This is a genomic window from Bacillus cereus, assembly GCF_007678085.1.
Taxonomy (GTDB): Bacteria; Bacillota; Bacilli; order Bacillales; family Bacillaceae_G; genus Bacillus_A; species Bacillus_A cereus_BE.
Window position 1 is genome coordinate 44949 of sequence record NZ_VEDW01000002.1, and the last position, 17224, is coordinate 62172.

Below are 17224 nucleotides of genomic sequence, written 5' to 3' on the forward strand. Positions count from 1 at the left end.
AAGCGTAGAAGAAATACTCTTTTCATCAAGCTTGTTTTAAATAATTTGTCCATTCGTATATTGTGATAACTTTTGCATATAAAGTGAACGAATGAATAAGAAAAATACGATTTCAACGACTCCAAAAATAATAAGAACGGCTGCAACTTCTTTGAACAAAGATAAACCAATTACATCTTGTAGCATTTTCGTTGCAAACATTGTATGAATGGATGCCATAATGTAAGGAACGAAAAATAAAATACTAAGCTGAATGGTCGCAGATCGTTTCATCTCTGTATCTGTCACACCAATCTTAGAAATTGTTATATACTTCTCTTGTTCATTCGTCAAATCTGTATACATTCTAAAGTAAAGAACGCTACCAGCTCCAATGAAGAAAATAACACCTAAAAATGTTCCGATTAGGAAGAATGCGGCGCTACCAGATGTTATTTTGTATAATAATCCCGCTGATTCAAAGGCACGAATAAGGGGTCCTTCATACTCGGATTTATTGCGATCTTTTTGCACCTTTTCTATAAAATCATCCGCAATTTTATATGTCTGTTCCCAGTTTTGAATTTTGTAATTGTATGCTGATATATGTTTTATCGTGTTGGGTAAGTTATTCACGAGAATATCAGGCAAAACTATCGTTTGATATGAAAAGGCAGATGGAATTGCATTAACATGCTCATAGCCTTTTACTTTTAATTTCGTATTTGTACTAGAGAGTGTAATGTAATCTCTTTTGTAGCTTTGCTCAAATTCATTAAATATAGTGATATAAGAGGTCCCCGTTAACACGTATGCTTCGTTATCATCCATAAATAGTTGTTTCATTCGTAAAGAAGTAGCAAGTTTGTTATAGTCACTTTGCTTAATTGCGTATACGTCATTATAAATAGCTACACCTTTATCTTCTTCTAGTGGTGTTTCATATATATCAGTTTTGATTTTCTCATAAGGAAAATGCTCTTTTTGTAACTGATGTTCAAGCCAATTTAAATGCTCAGTAACAAAAGGATTTGCATCATAAGAAAAATAAGAAATTGGGAAAGGAGAAGTTCTATTAACCTCTAGCTTAATAAACTTCCCAGATCCATATAGGAACGTAATCATTGTGAAAGCAATCGTAGAGAGCATTGCTACAATAAAAAGCATATTAATATTCGTTCGAATACGGTTTGCTAAATCAGAAATCCAAAGCATATTAACATGTTTCATATAAAACTTTCTTCTCGTTTTTAAAATGTAAATAAGTAAAAAACTAATTTGTGAAAAGAAAAAATATGTACCGATTGTAACAAGCGTTGGGATAACAAAAATACTTGAAACCATATATATAACACCTATTTGCGGGCTTACTGATACGAAATATTTAGGATTTCCAGCTAAAGCATAACCACCTAATAAACAAATCGCACCAAATAAAGAAACGAGTATGGACGGTTTTTTTTCTTTTTGTTTTCCGCCATTTGTTTTTAAAAGGCGTACCGCTTTTTTTGTACGGATAAGCATTGGTGTGAATGTAGATACAATGATAAAAAGACTAAGGAAAACGATGGTCGTTAAAATAAACGCGTTAATAGGCAAGTATAAATATATGCCTGGTACGTGCGTAATTTTTGCTGTGACTAATAAGAAAAATTGTGAAAATACAAGTCCAAACTGCATACCGAAAAAGATAGATAAAATACCGATTAACATATTTTCCATAAAAACGAGACGATGTAATTGCTTTCTCGATATTCCTAAAACGGTCAAAACTCCAAATTGTTTTTTTCTAACTTTTAAAAAAGTACCAATGGAATATAGTAAAAAGAAGAAAGAGAAAAATACAATTACAACTTCTGAAAATATCATTAATCCTGAAATTTCAGCGGTCATGCTAAAGTTTTGTAATTTCGGATGGAATAAGTAAACAGCAAACGAAAAGAAAACAGCAATGGAAAAGGAACTACTTACAAAGTAAGCAAAATAAGCTCTCGAGTTGCGAGTGACGTTTTTAAATGCAAATTGCCAAAATGTCATAGATTATACCTCCGGTTAGAAGATATAGAAGTAGTTTTATTGCAAAAAATGTATGAGAGTGAGTTCTCATACATTTTGCTAGCATATGTTACGATCATGCTTCGGTCACCTTCTCCGTATGTTCTGCTTGATTATTTGCAGCGTTGTGGAAGATGATTTTAATCGTCGTTCCTTTACCAACTTCAGAGTCTAGTTTCACAGAGTGACCTAAATAATCACAAATTTTACTTACAATATACAGTCCCATACCAGTAGATTCTCCGAATGCGCGACCATTTTTCCCAGTGTAAAATGGTTCAAATACTCTTCGAATATCTTCTTGCGGAATCCCAACACCTTCATCGCGAACTTCTAAAATAATATCTTTTCCGTTTCGGTAAGCAGATAAGAAAACTTTTTTTCCGCGCTCACCAGAGTAACGAACGGCATTTGTCATTAACTGATAAATAATGAATTTTAGCCATTTCGCATCAGAGGCAACCTTTAAATCGGAATGAACTTCTAAAACAGGGAAGACCCCGTTTCGAATGAATAATTCTTTTAATCCGTTAATATTTTTTGTTACCGCATCTTTTAATGAAATCGTCTCAACATGGAAATCTTCATGGAAGTTATTTAACCTTGCCATATATAAAGCCATATCGAGTCCTTGATTTAATCGTTCTAATTCTTTTTTGAATTTCGGAATCAAATGTTCATCTTCCATTTCGAGCACCATAAGCTGCATAACAGAAACAGGCGTCTTCATTTGATGCACCCAGTGGTTAATGAATAATTGATGTTCTTGTTGTTTTACTTCATACGATTGAAGTTCTTTTTGGAATAGACGATATTGCGTACGCACGAGCTCGTTTACACCGTGAGGCATCGGAGCTGTTGCTCTTTCAATAAACGCATCTTCCATTTTTTCTGGTTGTTCACTTAATCTATGGTACATTCTACGATTACGAACATAACGGTAAGCGAGGAAACAAATGAATAAGTATAAGCTTAAAACGATGAAGTAAAACTTATTGTTTTGAAACCCATCTACTGCATCATAAAGAACGAAAATAATACCGAAGTTTAATACGTACAGTAGGAAAAATGCAAAATGATCACGTAAAAATAGCTTCATGCTTATTCACTCCAAGTTGCGTTAAAACGATACCCAAGTCCACGTACTGTTTCAATTGCATTTTCAATACCAAGCTCGTTGAACTTTTTACGAAGACGCGTAATGTTTACGTTTAATGTATTTTCCTCAACGAAGCTTTCGTCATCCCAAAGAGCGGCTAATAAATCTTCACGGCTCGCTGTACGAGGGAATTTAGATAATAACATTTCTGCTAAAATAGCTTCTTTCTTCGTTAAAAGAACTTGCTCAGATCCGAAGTGAATTTCAGGACGTTCTGGGAATAGTTTTAAACCTTCTACTTCAACGATACGTTCAGAAATATTTGGCGCATAATCACCATAAATACGGCGTAATTGACCTTTAATTTTTGCCATTACAACGTCGTAGTGGAACGGTTTTGTAATATAATCATCCGCACCGCTTTCAATCGCCATAATTTGTTCCATCTCACCAGCACGAGCGGAAATGAAAATAATAGGACAAGTAGATTCATGACGAATTTGGCGGCACCAGTAGAACCCATCGAATTTCGGTAAGTTTACATCAAGTAAAACAAGATGTGGTTTCACGGCGTTAAACGATTCCATAATATCATCAAAGTTTTCAGTAACAACAGCGTCGTAACCGTACTTTTGAATGTGAGATTGCAGTAATGATGAAATATTTGGATCGTCTTCAACGATTAAAATTTTGTACATATGTATATTCCTCCTAAAAAAACAATTGTAGCTATAGTGTATCATGTGTTTCAAGTCTTTTCATTATGTTGAAAGATAAGCTAATAAACAGTATAGGGCAAAAGCGTAAAAAGTAAAAAGGGCGTATATATAATTGACAATTAAAAAGAACTAAAATGTAAAAAAAAGCTGCCCTTCCTTAAAAGGAAAAGCAGCTTTTTTTTTATTTCTTCAAAACCGGTATCCAAATTTCACTTTTAAAGTTTGGAGAAGATACATCTTTCTGTTCATTCCACAATATTTCCGGTCCTTTCGCTAGTTCATAGTTTGAGGAAGGAAACCATTCGGAATAAATGCGTCCCCATACATTTTGTAATGTTTCGGGAAATGGACCGACAGCTTCAAATACGGCCCACGTTGAAGCTGCGACTTCAAGTTGCGCGAATTGCTCTGGACAAGTTTTTGTTGAGGCTACTCCAATGTAGTGATCGAGTTCTCCTTTTTCCTCCATTCTTCCTTCAGAAAAGTTAGTAGAAGCACTAATAATTCCATTCGGTTCCATGTTTGAAAGTGACTTTAACGTTTGAATGGACTCTGGATTTAAACTTTTCCACATAGAAGCAATTTCTTCATTTACACCGTTAAATACAATCGGTACGCGTTTTGTAATACCAATAATTTGGAAGGGTTCTTTTTCTTCAATTCGATAATTCATTTCGTTTCCTCCTTGAATCGATAACTGGAAGGTCATTGGTGAATAAGCTTTCAAAGAATGACTACTATTTCGGGCCTCTGAAGGTGTTATGCCGTGCAAGTTTTGAAAGGCACGTGCAAACGAATCTGGTGAGTTGTACCCATATTTTATAGCGACATCAATGACTTTTGCATCGCTATCCTTTAGTTCAAAAGCAGCAAGAGTAAGACGTCTACAACGAATATATTCTGATAGTGATACGCCAGCTAGAAAAGAAAACATTCTTTTGAAATGATATTCAGAGCAGTAAGCTATTTTGGCGACTTCTTTAAAATCAATGTCATCTGTTAAGTTGTTTTCAATATACTGCATTGCCGCATTCATGTTTCTAAGTGAATCCATACGATGACCTCCTTGTTAAATAGAATAGCAGGAACAAACTAAGTCCATCCGACATTTCATGCACAACTTTGTAGGGTCCATTTTTAACCTTACAAAATTGTAATGTTCCTGTAAGGAGAATGAATGGATGGTATGATATCCCAATGTTATAGTAACAAAGTACTTTCGTTCAGTAGGTTAAATTTTTATATCTTTACTTATGCGTCTTACATAACTGTCATGTTTGTGTAAGAAACATCGATAGTGGCAAGAGTAGAGAGTGTATATAGTTGAAAATAGAGAATAGAAGAAATGAGGGATGTCGAGATGAAAACAGTGTTAGAAGCAAAAAATATTGAAAAAGTGTATGACACGGGTGGTAATAAATTTGCGGCGTTAAAAGGTATTAACTTACAAGTAAAAGAAGGTGAGTTCGTTGGAATTATGGGACCTTCTGGTTCGGGTAAGACGACTTTACTAAACGTTCTTTCTACAATTGATAATGCGACGAACGGTGAAATTTTAATTGATGGAAAAGATATCGTGAAGATGAATGATGATAAGTTAGCGTTATTCCGCCGTGATCATTTAGGGTTCATTTTCCAAGATTATAATTTATTAGATACGTTAACGGTGAAAGAAAATATTGCGTTACCTCTTGCGTTATCAAAGGTGAAAGCGAGTGAGATTGATCGCCGCGTTCTTGAAATCTCAAAGAAATTCGGTATTGATCATATTTTAAGTCAGTTCCCATATCAAGTGTCGGGCGGACAGAAGCAGCGCTGCGCAGCATCACGTGCAATCGTTACGAACCCAAGTATGATTTTCGGTGACGAGCCGACTGGAGCGCTGGATTCTAAATCAGCGACAGATTTACTTGAAAGTATGAAGTCGTTAAATGAATATGATAACTCTACAATTTTAATGGTAACACACGATGCATTTGCGGCAAGTTATTGTAAACGAGTTATTTTCATTAAAGATGGTGAGTTATATAAAGAATTGCACCGTGGTGAATTAACGCGTAAACAGTTCTTCCAACAAGTCGTTGACGTAATGTCTTCCATTTCCGGAGGTATGGCTGATGACCTTATCTAGCATTGCCCTCCGCAACATACAGCGGAACTTTAAAGACTACTTTGTATATTTTGCATCTATGATATTTAGTATCGTCATTTATTTTACATTTAAGGCGTTGCAGTATAATTCACAAATGGAAAAAGCTGCGGAAGCTTCTAAAAAAATTAGCGGTGCATTTCAAGTTTCAAGTGTCATGCTAATTATTTTCGTGGCAGTGTTCATTATATATTCAAATGGTTTCTTTACAAGGAAGCGTAAAAAAGAAGTTGGACTATATTCCTTATTAGGTATTCGAAAAAGACAAATCGGTAAAATGCTCTTTTATGAAAATATGTTAATGGGATTAATGTCTTTAATTATCGGAATTGCGATTGGTAGCGTCCTTTCGAAACTATTCCTTGAACTGTTAGTAAGTATGATGGGATTAAACTTAAATGTTCATTTTGAAGTACCGATGGCTGCAATTGTTGATACAGCGCTTATTTTCTTTGTGATTATTTTGTATACATCACTTCAAGGATATCGTTTAATTTATCGATTTAAGCTAATTGAACTTTTCCGAGCGGAACGCGAAGGAGAAGCAATGCCAAAAGGATCAGTAGTGATGGCATTAATTTCAGTTTTCTTAATCGGTTCAGGTTATTTCTTAGCGCTAATGTACGTGAAGGCACTTAAGTATGCAGACTTTATGACAGTCGCACTTTACATTTTACTGGCAACAGTATTAGGTACGTACTTACTATTTATGTTCTTTACAGTATTCGTATTAAAACGTGCAAGAAATAATAAATCATCGTTTTATAACGGCATGAATATGGTAACGACATCACAGTTACTATACCGTATTAAAGGAAATGCAAAATCACTTGCGACAATTTCTATCTTAAGCGCGGTAACATTAACAGCGGTTGGTACGTCAGTTACGATGTATTACAACACATTTACGCAATCAAAAGCAGTTGCACCATATAGCTATTCTTATGAGAAAAAAGATGCAGAACTTGATAAGAAAGTAAATGCAATTTTTGCAGAAGAGAAGCAGGATCACCCAATCAAAGATCAATTTGAAATTGAGACAGTTCCTGTAAAAGGGAAATTTGAAGGAGAAAAAGTTGATTTCATTCTGAATATGAACTATAGGATTTCAGAGAAGTATCAGTTTATGTCTCAGTCAGAATTTAATAAACTTGCTAAAAAAATTGATGCGGAAACAGTGAATGTAGCTGCTGGTGAAGCATTTATATATGATAGTTCATATATTGAAGGGCATGAGTTCAGTCCTCAATATAAAGGAAATAAAGCAGTATTCCAAATTGGAAACGAAACGAAGCAATTAAAAATCCAAGGTGCAAATGATGTTGCGGTTACAAATTTAGGTGAATTAGTTGTTGTCGTTTCAGATGATATGTATGAGCAAGCGAAGCAAGCATTTGGAACACGCGTTGTAAAAAATATTGATGTAAAAGATGAAAAAGATAGTAAAGTGTTAACAGAAAAATTAACAAAAGTGATGCCAGCTGGTGAATCAGAAATGGTACCATCGTTTAGAGATTTCTATACTGGTTTCCATATGGGGCTTGAAGGAACAGGATTAATGATGTTTATTGGAATGTTCTTAGGTCTTGTATTCTTACTAGCAACAGGCTCTATCATTTACTTCAAGCAATTAACGGAAGCAAATGCTGACCGTGAGCGTTACGTTGTACTTCGTAAAGTCGGTGTAACGAAACAAGAGATGAAAAAAGCTATCGCAAAACAAGTAAGCTTTATCTTTGCAATTCCGTTAGTAATTGGAATTCTGCACAGCTTATTTGCACTAAAAGGTTTAGCGAACTTACTACCATTCGAAATTATGATTCCGCTCCTAATTAGTATCGGAGTATATGGTGTCATTTATATCGGATATTACTTCATAACAGTTCGTTCTTATTATAAGATTGTGAGTGCGAAATAGTAAGTGAAAATAAGAAAGCCATTTGCCTAATTCTTATGAGGTGAATGGCTTTTTTACGTTCGAATTATCATGAAGAGATAATTAACGTGCATCGATTATGTCGATGAAACTAAAAGTATGTTTACGATTAAAGGCATCTATGCATATTAAAGAACGTTTCAAAGGATTTAATTCAATTACAGTCATATAACTTGTAGGGAAATAACGGTCTTTATAATAAGTAATCAATATTTCTTTTTCTGAAATGAATGAGCGTAATAAAATGTCTTCAATTCTTTCTCTATCGTCGTATGGTGATACTTTTCGCGATTCTTTCATATCAGCCGATTTTGATATATTTGTACTACTCATGCTTTCTATTCTCCTAACAATATATTTTCTATACTAGGAAGGTTAATCACTGTGGAAGTAGCTGAAAGACGAATTTACTCAGCACTAAAAAATTACCAAATTCATGAATTTATTTATAGTAATTTATTTGTCATTTTTGTACTTTTTTGAAGGGGATTAAAACTTTATTAAGGTGAGTTTGGAAGAAGGAGAATAAATAAATTGATTTGATGAAGGTGAGCTAGCATGACACCTATCTCACCTCCTATTAAGAAAGCGTTTTTATATAACAGTATGTTTTTCCCTATATTGTCTAGGAGTCATACTAGTGATTTTTTTGAAGACTCGTGTGAAATAACTTTGATCATTAAAATTAAGCCAGGCACAAATATCTGATAATGGATAGGTCGTTAATGTTAATAATTTTTTTGCCTCTTCTACTCGTTCTCTCTGGATGTATTCAATGAAAGGAATTCCCACTTCTTTTTTAAACAATTTTGATAAATAAGTAGGGGAAATATGTAAAAGGTTAGCAAGGTCATTGAGAGATATTTCATCGTAAATATGTTTATTAATATGATTTAGGCACGTAGTAATCGAATTAGAATATGCTTGATCACTATATTCCTTCACACGTTCTGCAAAAGTACATAATGCATCTTCAATTAACCTATTTACGGAATACATGTTATCTAGTTTTTCAATCGTTTGTATATATAAAGTACCGAGTGAAAAAGCAATATGTGATGGAAGATTACCGTCTATGGCATATCGGATAGCTAGCGTAATGGCGATAATGCCATTATTTTTTTGGTTTCTCAGTTGATCTCCTTTAGATGAGATTGCTGCATCTTCTTGTGGATATGAATATGCATATTGTATGACCTTTTCTTTATTGCCTTCTTTAATGGCTGAAAAAAATTTACGTTCCAATGATATATCATAATTTTGCGGATCATGTCGGCGACGTTTTGAAATATATAGATCAGGATTTACGATTTTATAAGAAACCTCTTCGAGTAATTTATTTTTTTCCCAAACAGTATCGCGATCTAATTTTTCATTAAAAATTACGTAATGTAACCAAATACTTATATCAATTAGCGTACTTTTTTTAATCTCGGGTAGAAATTGATAGTAGTCTACTCCTTGTTGCATTTTATTATTACAGTTGAAATATTTCATAAGTTTAATAGCCATTTCATCTGATACTTTTGGGTAGGTAGTTGGGCCGATTATAATCGTTCCTTTTATATGTTCATGATTTGTTATATGGATGCTAATGAAATTCTCAAGATATTTATTCCCTTTGAAAATTGGAAAATTACAAGGAGCGTTTTCTTGATAAATTTCATTAAGATGTTCTTCTTTAGAAGAATAAAACGGACTACCAATCGTATGAGAAGTAGATTCATATACAATTTTTTTATCAGTAGATAGAAACTGAACAGGTACATGAAACGTTCTATGTACAAGATCACATAAGTGCTGTAGGTCGATAGAATTATTCATTATTTTCTCCTTTTAAATAGTTTTGAAATACTACATATTTATACTTAGATTTACATTCGTTTCTATAAGATATAAAATTCTTGTTGTTTGAATTTTTTTGTGCGCACGAAAAGAATTACATATATTAGATAAAAATGGAAGTTGATTCACAAATTAATTTCCGCATATGTTGTATGAAAATAGATATAGTGATGGTACCTTCCATAAAAGTCTTTTATATCTATTATACCAAATTAATAAATATAAAAGAGGTATTTATATAGGGAATACGAAATGTTTCATTCTTCATAAAATCTTAAGAAATCTCCTCAATTTTTGTTAAGAAACGATAGTTATACTTAGAAACAAGTTAAAAACTATTGAACGAATGGGGAGAGGGTTACATGCAGCTCATAACATTCTTACATGAATTTATAAAACATCCAAAACATACTGGTGCAATTGCGCCAAGTTCAAAAATATTAGCAAAGAAAATGGTCGATGTAATTGATTTTAATAAGGCAAAATGTATCGTAGAATTAGGGCCTGGTACAGGGGTTTTTACGAAGGAAATTATGAAGAGAAAGAAGAAGGAAACAATATTTCTTCTTATTGAAATTAATGAAGTGTTTTGCAAAGAGTTAAAGAGAAAGTTTAAAAATGAGCAGAACGTCATTGTTGTACATGGTTCAGCTGAAAATATAAAGAAGTATATCGAAGAGTTCAATATAGAATGCGTTGATTACGTCTTATCGGGATTACCTTTTACATCTTTACCAGAAGAAGTTTCAAAGCGTATTTTAAACAATGTAATGGAAGCAATACATGAGAACGGTGAATTTATTACATTTCAATATTCACTTGTGAAAAAAGGATTTATACAGCATTTCTTTCCTGAAATTACGCTAGAGAAAGTGTGGCTCAATTTCCCACCAGCGTACGTCTTTAGCTGTAAAAAATTGCTAAGGAGAGTATATGCATAATGGAATTACATGAATTATTATCTTATATTGAACAATACGGTTATTGGGCATTATTTTTCTGTTTATGGTTAGGTATTATCGGTATGCCAATTCCAGACGAAATGATCGTAATGAGTGGTGGTTTTGTCTCTTCATTAGGGATATTAAGTGTCATTCCAGCATTTTTATTAACATATTTAGGCGTTGTATCTGGACTATCGCTAGGTTATATATTAGGGAGAATATTTGGTACGAAAGTACTTGATAAGCTAATGAAAAAGAAAAAGGCGAAATATCTATTGAAATCTCAACAAATGGTAGAGAAGTATGGTCATTATGCGTTAGCCACAAGTTACTTCATACCAGTTGTAAGGCACATCGTACCGTATGTAGTTGGAATGAATAACATGTCATTTAAGATGTATGCTTTGTATTCCTATACGACAGGATTTGTTTGGACACTCGTTTACTTTGTGCTCGGTTTTTTATTTGGACAACATATTAACAAGATTGTAGCGATCGCGATAGAGTATGGCGTGTATTTTGGTGGGATTGTTTTTGTAGTTTCTAGTATTTCTTATGTGTATATGCATAAGAAGAGTGCAGTAGTGAGTGAAATAAAGCGACATTCATAGGGGGGTAAAAGATATTTATCGTGGACGATGAGAAGGAAATTAGAAAAAATATTGCCAGCTATTTAAAAGTGAAATTTAAAGTATGAAATAGGGAAAGTATAAGGTGACGAAATACCGGCTAAAACAAAAGATAAAGTAACAATAAGACATGTTGATTTTTAGAAATGATAAGTCAGATTCGATAGAAAAAGTAATAAGAAAGATTCGAATGTTATGGCAGTATATGATAAGTTCTAAATTTTTTATAAAGAATATAAAGTTTATCTTAACTTTATTTAATCTGCATTTCTTCTCTGTGCAATGACTAGTATTCTATAGTATGTAGATGAAAAATAGTAGGGAGTAGCAGGATAATTATGCAGGTTTCTAAGAAGAGAATATTATTATTTCTTTTAATTATTCTTTTGGCTTTATTGATGGTTTATGTATGTACAAATAATAAGCATGTCCAAAATATTGTTCATAATATTGAAGACATTTATAAAGTATATCAAGAGAATCAGGTATTGAAAGGGAAGATTGAACATCAAGAATCATTAAAGAGTAAAGTTCAAATATTAAGTGAGGAGAAAGAAAATCTTACTAAACTTATCAACAAAACGAAAGAATTAAAGGAACAAGGAAAATACAATTTAATTCAAGCTACAGTAGTAAGTCGTGTAGCGGAAGAGTGGTATAGAGAAATCACTCTTGATAGAGGGGCACAACATGGTGTAAAGGCTGATATGGCTGTTATTACAGTGAACGGTTTTATTGGAAAGGTAGAGAGTGTAGATCAATATACATCTGTTGTGAAATTAATTACGAATGATGAACGAACGAATCGTTTAGCAATCACCCTTCAAAATAATTCATCTATTTTAGGATTTGTTACAGGGTATGACAAGAAAAAACAGGCTCTTCGAATCGATAATATTCCATCAGATAAAGCGAAAGAAATAAAACTAGGTGATAGCATTATTACCTCTGAATTGAGTCAGAAAATACCGCCTGGTCTTGAAGTAGCTGAGGTGATAGAGCAAGAACCAGATCAATATGGTCTTGCTTATATTATTTATGCAAAACCAAAGGCGAATTTATATGATTTAGAAGATGTAATTTTAATAGAACCTAAACAATAGTTTTATATAGTACCTTTGAGTGTACATTACAAAAATGTAAGGATAATGTAAGAGGAATCAATATTGCTGTTTGTCAGGAAAAGATAAAATGATAGTTAGTGGCTATGAAAATAGCATGATCGTAGCACTAGCCACATGACAGGAGGCAATATGAAAACTTTAATATTTGAAGAGAACGTTGTACAAAGAGGAGATAGTAAAAAGATGAATGTAGTACACCACACTTTAGAGAAGCGTGAGTGTAGAGTGTGTTATTAAAACTTTCTATTTCCAGTATGAAAAAAATGATAAAGGATTACATCGTTTTACTAATAGGTCTTGTAATCTCAATTTCTATTTTTTATATGTTTCAAACGCTTGCGTTAAATAAAGAGTTTACAATGAATAACAGTATTATTGGTTCAATCGTATTTGTATTTCAAATAGGCTCTGTTTTGGTGGCGTTTATTACCTTCTTTTATATTTTTTATGCAAACTCATTTCTTCTCTCACTCCGGCGGAAAGAACTTGGCATGTATCTTGTTTTAGGAGCGAAAAAGAGTAAAATTAGTCAACTTTTATTCTTTGAGACATTTTCTATGGGAATGATTTCACTAGCATTAGGTAGTGTATTCGGAGCTACTCTTTCTAATTTCGTTAGTAAATTTCTAACGAAACAATTGGAAATTTCAGCGGAAGGTTATCAAGCATTTTATGTACCTGCATTCAAAATAACATTTATATTCTTTAGTGCGTTATTTCTACTTACATCCGTTGTGAATGCGATTCGTATAGCACTTAAAACGGAACTAGAATTAATTCGTACAGAGGAGCAAACGGAGCGCATACGAATGAAAGGACCAGCCACAATATTGTTACTTTTATGTAGTTTGCTAGGACTAGGAGTAGGGTATTATTTCGTCATCTTCGTAGGAATAAAAGGCGCTGGAGCCATTATGCTTCCACTATTCACGATTACAATTGGGACATATCTTATATTTATTTCGTTCTTACCTATGATTGTTAATAGGTTAAAGAAAACGCGCTATTTAAATGAGAAGAAATTAAATGCATTTACATTTGCACAATTGCAGTTTCGTGTAAGTAGTTTGGCGAAAATATTAGGAACGGTAACGATGCTAATTGGACTGGGTGTGGGGGCAATGGCTGGTGGCATGTCTTTACAGAAAAACGTAATCCTTACAGCAGAAAGAATGTCAGGTTATGATATTACAATTCATGATCCAGAAGCAGAGGATTATAAAGCTATGGAAAAAATGAAAATTGTAGATAAAAAACAATATAAATATAAAGTTAATAATGAGGCTGTTTACTATTTAAAAGAAGAATTATTAGAGAATCCGCCACTGTTGTTTGGAAGGAAAGAGACAACACATATTACTGAACCACTTCCATCTTCGAGCTATAGGATGTTTAAGGGGGAGGAAGTTGTTCCATCTAGTTCCGTGTTACCGATGAATTGGGATAAGAGTATGGACAGTGATTTTAGGTCGAATATTACTGTATATGATCGTAAGCCGGTCTATATCGTTGATACAAATCGTTATGAAGCAATTCAAGGGAATGAGCATACGTTTTTTATTGCTAAAATCGATAATATTTTACGGTATAAGACAGAGTTAAAAGAGATGGACAATCGCCAAATTGAAAAAATAGCCGCTGCTATTAATAAACCTAAGGAAGACGTATATTTACCAACAAACTATAGTGATTATGAATCTATGCTTGCCTTTTCAAAAGGAACTTCCTTTATGGGATTCTTTTTAGGTCTTGCTTTTTTAGCTATGATGGCAAGTTGTTTAATGTTTAAGATCCTTTCTGGAGCTACGAAAGATATAGGGCGTTATGAGATGCTTCGGAAAATTGGGGTACGTAAAGAATTACTTATGCAATCTATGTATAAAGAATTAGGCATTGTATTTCTATTTCCAGCCGTATTCGGTCTTATACACGTTTTGGTAGGAATGAATGTATTTACATTTGTTAAATTTTTTGTGAATCCATATGTGAATATTGGACTTCCGATTTGTATATTTTTAATTATTTACGTTGTTTACTATTTGATCACTGTTCAATTATATAAGAGGATTGTCCTTCCAAAGGAAAAATAGAATATAGAATCCAAAAGCCCCAATCTACTATGATTTGGGGCTTTTGGGTTCTTAAAGAAATGTTAAGAATATCCGCCGCTATTTATTAAGAAATGCTATTTATACTTAGAAATGGGTTAAGAAGCACTCGGAAAATATGTAAGGAAAATAGAAACAATGGTAGCGAATTGATTTAATGGATATAGGGTATAAAATATGATGTGAGAATTTCTAATATCTTACTTTTGTTGTAAGAGAGCATACACTATGTTATTAATTCTTAGCATCATTTTGATAGGAATGATAGTTGGAATGAGTTTGGGATATTGAAAAAGCTTTGCGAGGATACGCAAAGCTTTTTGTATAGTTTATTTTCTTTCGATTCACATTGTAAATAAGGAGAAAGAGGATCCTCTTTGTTTCAGTTTATAAAAGGTGAAGAAGGGAATTTATTATATCTTTTGTAATAAGCGTTCGCTGCTTTCCATATCGCTTTTGCATAACGGACATTTCGGTTCTGCTTCTAATGAAAAGTTTTTACGCATCCATCCACGGCAGTTTTCTTCTTTGCATTCCCATACAGCAATTGCTTCTGGTTCTTCTACAGGTTTATCATTTTTTCTCCAATACATGTGATCGCTCCCTTAAATTGAAAAGTTTTTCAGAAAAAACAAAAAAGGTTGTTAACGATCTCGTTAACAACCTTTTTTGTATTAGTTTATTATACTTTATTTTTTGAAAAAATGCGAAGGTTAGTAATTGTTAAAGTATAGAAAAATAAGGATTATAAATCATCGTTGAAAGCTTTGGTAATAATTCAATTTGATACAGTGTATACCGTCAACCTTCTCTGCGTTTTTCTACATCTTCTTCGTGCCATTGTTTTGTTAGATTTGGAATTTCTATGTCATCACTTAGGCGTTTCTGCTGTTGTGTCTTCCCTAATATGCTCTTTGCATGGCAGCCTTTTTGTTTTGAAAACATTAGGAAGTTTAATAAATTTATCCGGCATAAACGGGTAGTAGGGACCCGGCCTCAAAACTTGGTTGGAGCGAAGAAGTTAGGTAGGAGTCGGGCTACCCGTAAAAGCTCGATTAGCTGAACTTTATTGAGATGTTTTTGCCATTTCTATAAATCTTTGTTCAATTTCATCCAAATCGAATGAATGGCATATTCTGCGGTCTTCTTTATCCAAAATTTGATAGTGTTGAGATAAAATATTTTGTTGTATTTGGTAACCATTTAATTCTTTTATTTGTCGCCACTACATTTTTCCTCCTAACGTTTTCGCGAAATTCGTATTGTAATGTGCAAAAGCGATTGTTTTTATAATTTCATTTACATCATCCCCAAATGTCATCTGGACTGTATCGCTCTGTTCGAAGAGTGTTACGACACAAACTGCCCCTGACCATGTTAGTGTGCGTCTTCCTTTTTCAATTTCTACTAATGTTTTCTTCGATAAACCAATAATTTCTGACATTTTATCTTGTGATAAATTATTTTCAACACGGATGAGTTTTAATTTTGAATTAACGAGTTCAATAAATTCTTGTTTATTCATCATACAGCTCCTTTTTTATGTAGTGTAAAATTACACTACAGGTGTAATTTTGTCAATTGTGGCGTGGAGAATTCTTTTTTTATTTCTTGAGCTTACTAATTAATATTTCACTTCTAGTTTAAGAAAATGTTAAGAAACCGTACGAGTTTTTATTAAGAATTACGCTCTATACTTAGAAACATCTTAAAGAAAACATAATGAAAGGCGGAATATAGATGAAAAGATTTATTTTTGGATCATTACTTGTTATCGTCGCAGGAGCGGCATATTTATTAAATGGGAGCGCTGGGATTGATAGAATGAATCCATTTCTTGATATAGAGCACCATTATGCAATAATTGATAACGATGGTAAAGAGTTAGGTGAAAATAAAGGTCGTGAATATAAAGTGAAAGCTTATGATGAAAATGGTAAGGAAAAAGAAGTTATAATTGACGGAGTAGATGAATTACCAAAAGGATCGTACTGGTATGTGCTTACGAGAGGTAAGTTCTTATATGATAAAGTGCAAGTAACGATAGATAAAATTCCTGATGGAGCAAAGATGGAGTTAGGATTGTAAGTATAAAACCGATTCTCAATGTGGGAATCGATTTTATTATTTTATGGTAAAATTTAGTGGGGGGAGGAGAGAGTGATGCTACTCATTGTTAGTCTTATTTTAATTGGATTTATGTGTAGTATGAGAATCGTATCTTTACATATGATAGAACGAGAAAAGATAGAAGAGCGATATGTATATTGTCCAAAATGTGATGCGAAAATCCGAAGAGGGAATTCTGCTCCTTTTTGTTCGAAATGCAATTTAATATTTTAACTATAGGAAATCCGAAATCATTTTGTATAATTTCGGTTTTTTTATGTTGAAAGTAGAAGAAATAAAGAGCGGAAAAAAGTTTGAACAAGGAATTGATTATACGAATATTATTGAAGGATATCCCATTATTATGAAATGTTTCATAGAGATAGATCGATAAGTTTTGAGGGTTTTATTACCTGATGAAAGAGGGATTCTTCCTACTATGCTAGAGTGTGATGAATGTTATAAGACTCAATTGGACGATATTGAGGAAAGTTTATAAAAAAGAGCTTGAAACCATTCAAGCTCTTT

At 33.1% G+C, this 17224-nt stretch carries 15 protein-coding genes and 3 pseudogenes; 9 read left to right on the forward strand and 9 right to left on the reverse strand.

What is annotated here, in order from left to right; genetic code table 11:
- Positions 1-36: 36 nt before the first annotated feature.
- The 4 genes from FS742_RS09245 to FS742_RS09260 form a co-directional block, all read right to left on the reverse strand.
- Entirely contained in the window at positions 37-2016 is a 1980-nt protein-coding gene (locus tag FS742_RS09245; RefSeq protein ID WP_144612113.1) for an FtsX-like permease family protein, read from the reverse strand.
- Positions 2017-2110: 94 nt separating this feature from the next.
- Complete coding sequence (locus FS742_RS09250; protein ID WP_144612114.1) at positions 2111-3133, reverse strand: sensor histidine kinase; 1023 nt, start codon at positions 3131-3133, stop codon at positions 2111-2113.
- 2 nt (positions 3134-3135) lie between these two features.
- Positions 3136-3831, reverse strand: a complete 696-nt coding sequence (locus tag FS742_RS09255; RefSeq protein ID WP_000276732.1) for a response regulator transcription factor — start codon at positions 3829-3831, stop codon at positions 3136-3138.
- 202 nt (positions 3832-4033) lie between these two features.
- On the reverse strand, positions 4034-4906 hold the full coding sequence (locus FS742_RS09260; protein WP_144612115.1) for an AraC family transcriptional regulator: 873 nt from the start codon (positions 4904-4906) through the stop codon (positions 4034-4036).
- A 306-nt stretch (positions 4907-5212) separates the two neighbouring features.
- On the opposite strand from FS742_RS09260, the gene FS742_RS09265 reads away from it, so the two are divergent.
- Together FS742_RS09265 and FS742_RS09270 are read left to right on the forward strand one after the other, a co-directional pair.
- Positions 5213-5983: an ABC transporter ATP-binding protein gene (locus tag FS742_RS09265; RefSeq protein WP_000859654.1), complete on the forward strand. Its 771-nt coding sequence runs from the start codon at positions 5213-5215 to the stop codon at positions 5981-5983.
- Positions 5970-7919, forward strand: coding sequence for an ABC transporter permease (locus FS742_RS09270; protein ID WP_144612116.1), 1950 nt, complete (start codon positions 5970-5972; stop codon positions 7917-7919). The genes FS742_RS09265 and FS742_RS09270 overlap by 14 nt, the downstream gene beginning before the upstream one ends.
- 81 nt (positions 7920-8000) lie before the next feature.
- Here FS742_RS09270 and FS742_RS09275 read toward each other — a convergent pair whose 3' ends face one another.
- On the reverse strand, positions 8001-8270 hold the full coding sequence (locus FS742_RS09275) for a YolD-like family protein (protein ID WP_144612117.1): 270 nt from the start codon (positions 8268-8270) through the stop codon (positions 8001-8003).
- Between the two features lie 261 nt (positions 8271-8531).
- Positions 8532-9761, reverse strand: a complete 1230-nt coding sequence (locus FS742_RS09280) for a helix-turn-helix domain-containing protein (protein ID WP_144612118.1) — start codon at positions 9759-9761, stop codon at positions 8532-8534.
- 383 nt (positions 9762-10144) lie between these two features.
- On the opposite strand from FS742_RS09280, the gene FS742_RS09285 reads away from it, so the two are divergent.
- From FS742_RS09285 to FS742_RS09300, 4 genes are all read left to right on the forward strand, one after another.
- On the forward strand, positions 10145-10723 hold the full coding sequence (locus FS742_RS09285) for a class I SAM-dependent methyltransferase (RefSeq protein WP_144612119.1): 579 nt from the start codon (positions 10145-10147) through the stop codon (positions 10721-10723).
- On the forward strand, positions 10723-11337 hold the full coding sequence (locus FS742_RS09290; RefSeq protein WP_144612120.1) for a DedA family protein: 615 nt from the start codon (positions 10723-10725) through the stop codon (positions 11335-11337). Before FS742_RS09285 ends, FS742_RS09290 begins: the two co-directional genes overlap by 1 nt.
- A 356-nt stretch (positions 11338-11693) precedes the next feature.
- Positions 11694-12458, forward strand: a complete 765-nt coding sequence (gene mreC, locus FS742_RS09295) for a rod shape-determining protein MreC (protein ID WP_186327164.1) — start codon at positions 11694-11696, stop codon at positions 12456-12458.
- Positions 12459-12706: 248 nt separating this feature from the next.
- The gene (locus FS742_RS09300) at positions 12707-14569 is read left to right on the forward strand and encodes an FtsX-like permease family protein (protein ID WP_144612122.1); all 1863 of its coding nucleotides are present in this window, start codon (positions 12707-12709) and stop codon (positions 14567-14569) included.
- 431 nt (positions 14570-15000) lie between these two features.
- Here the strand turns inward: FS742_RS09300 and FS742_RS09305 are convergent, their stop codons facing one another.
- From FS742_RS09305 to FS742_RS09315, 3 genes and pseudogenes are all read right to left on the reverse strand, one after another.
- Positions 15001-15180 (reverse strand): cold-inducible protein YdjO-related protein, encoded by a 180-nt coding sequence (locus FS742_RS09305; protein ID WP_144612123.1) that lies wholly within the window; start codon positions 15178-15180, stop codon positions 15001-15003.
- 229 nt (positions 15181-15409) lie between these two features.
- Positions 15410-15553 (reverse strand): annotated as a pseudogene (locus FS742_RS27995) (Rpn family recombination-promoting nuclease/putative transposase); the annotation flags it as partial.
- A 100-nt stretch (positions 15554-15653) separates the two neighbouring features.
- Positions 15654-16112: pseudogene (locus FS742_RS09315) on the reverse strand (helix-turn-helix transcriptional regulator).
- Between the two features lie 215 nt (positions 16113-16327).
- Between FS742_RS09315 and FS742_RS09320 the strand changes: the two are divergent.
- The 3 genes and pseudogenes from FS742_RS09320 to FS742_RS09330 form a co-directional block, all read left to right on the forward strand.
- Complete coding sequence (locus FS742_RS09320; protein WP_144612124.1) at positions 16328-16675, forward strand: YxeA family protein; 348 nt, start codon at positions 16328-16330, stop codon at positions 16673-16675.
- Between the two features lie 75 nt (positions 16676-16750).
- Complete coding sequence (locus tag FS742_RS09325; RefSeq protein ID WP_144612125.1) at positions 16751-16930, forward strand: hypothetical protein; 180 nt, start codon at positions 16751-16753, stop codon at positions 16928-16930.
- Between the two features lie 40 nt (positions 16931-16970).
- Positions 16971-17195 (forward strand): annotated as a pseudogene (locus FS742_RS09330) (hypothetical protein); the annotation flags it as partial.
- Positions 17196-17224: the final 29 nt, after the last annotated feature.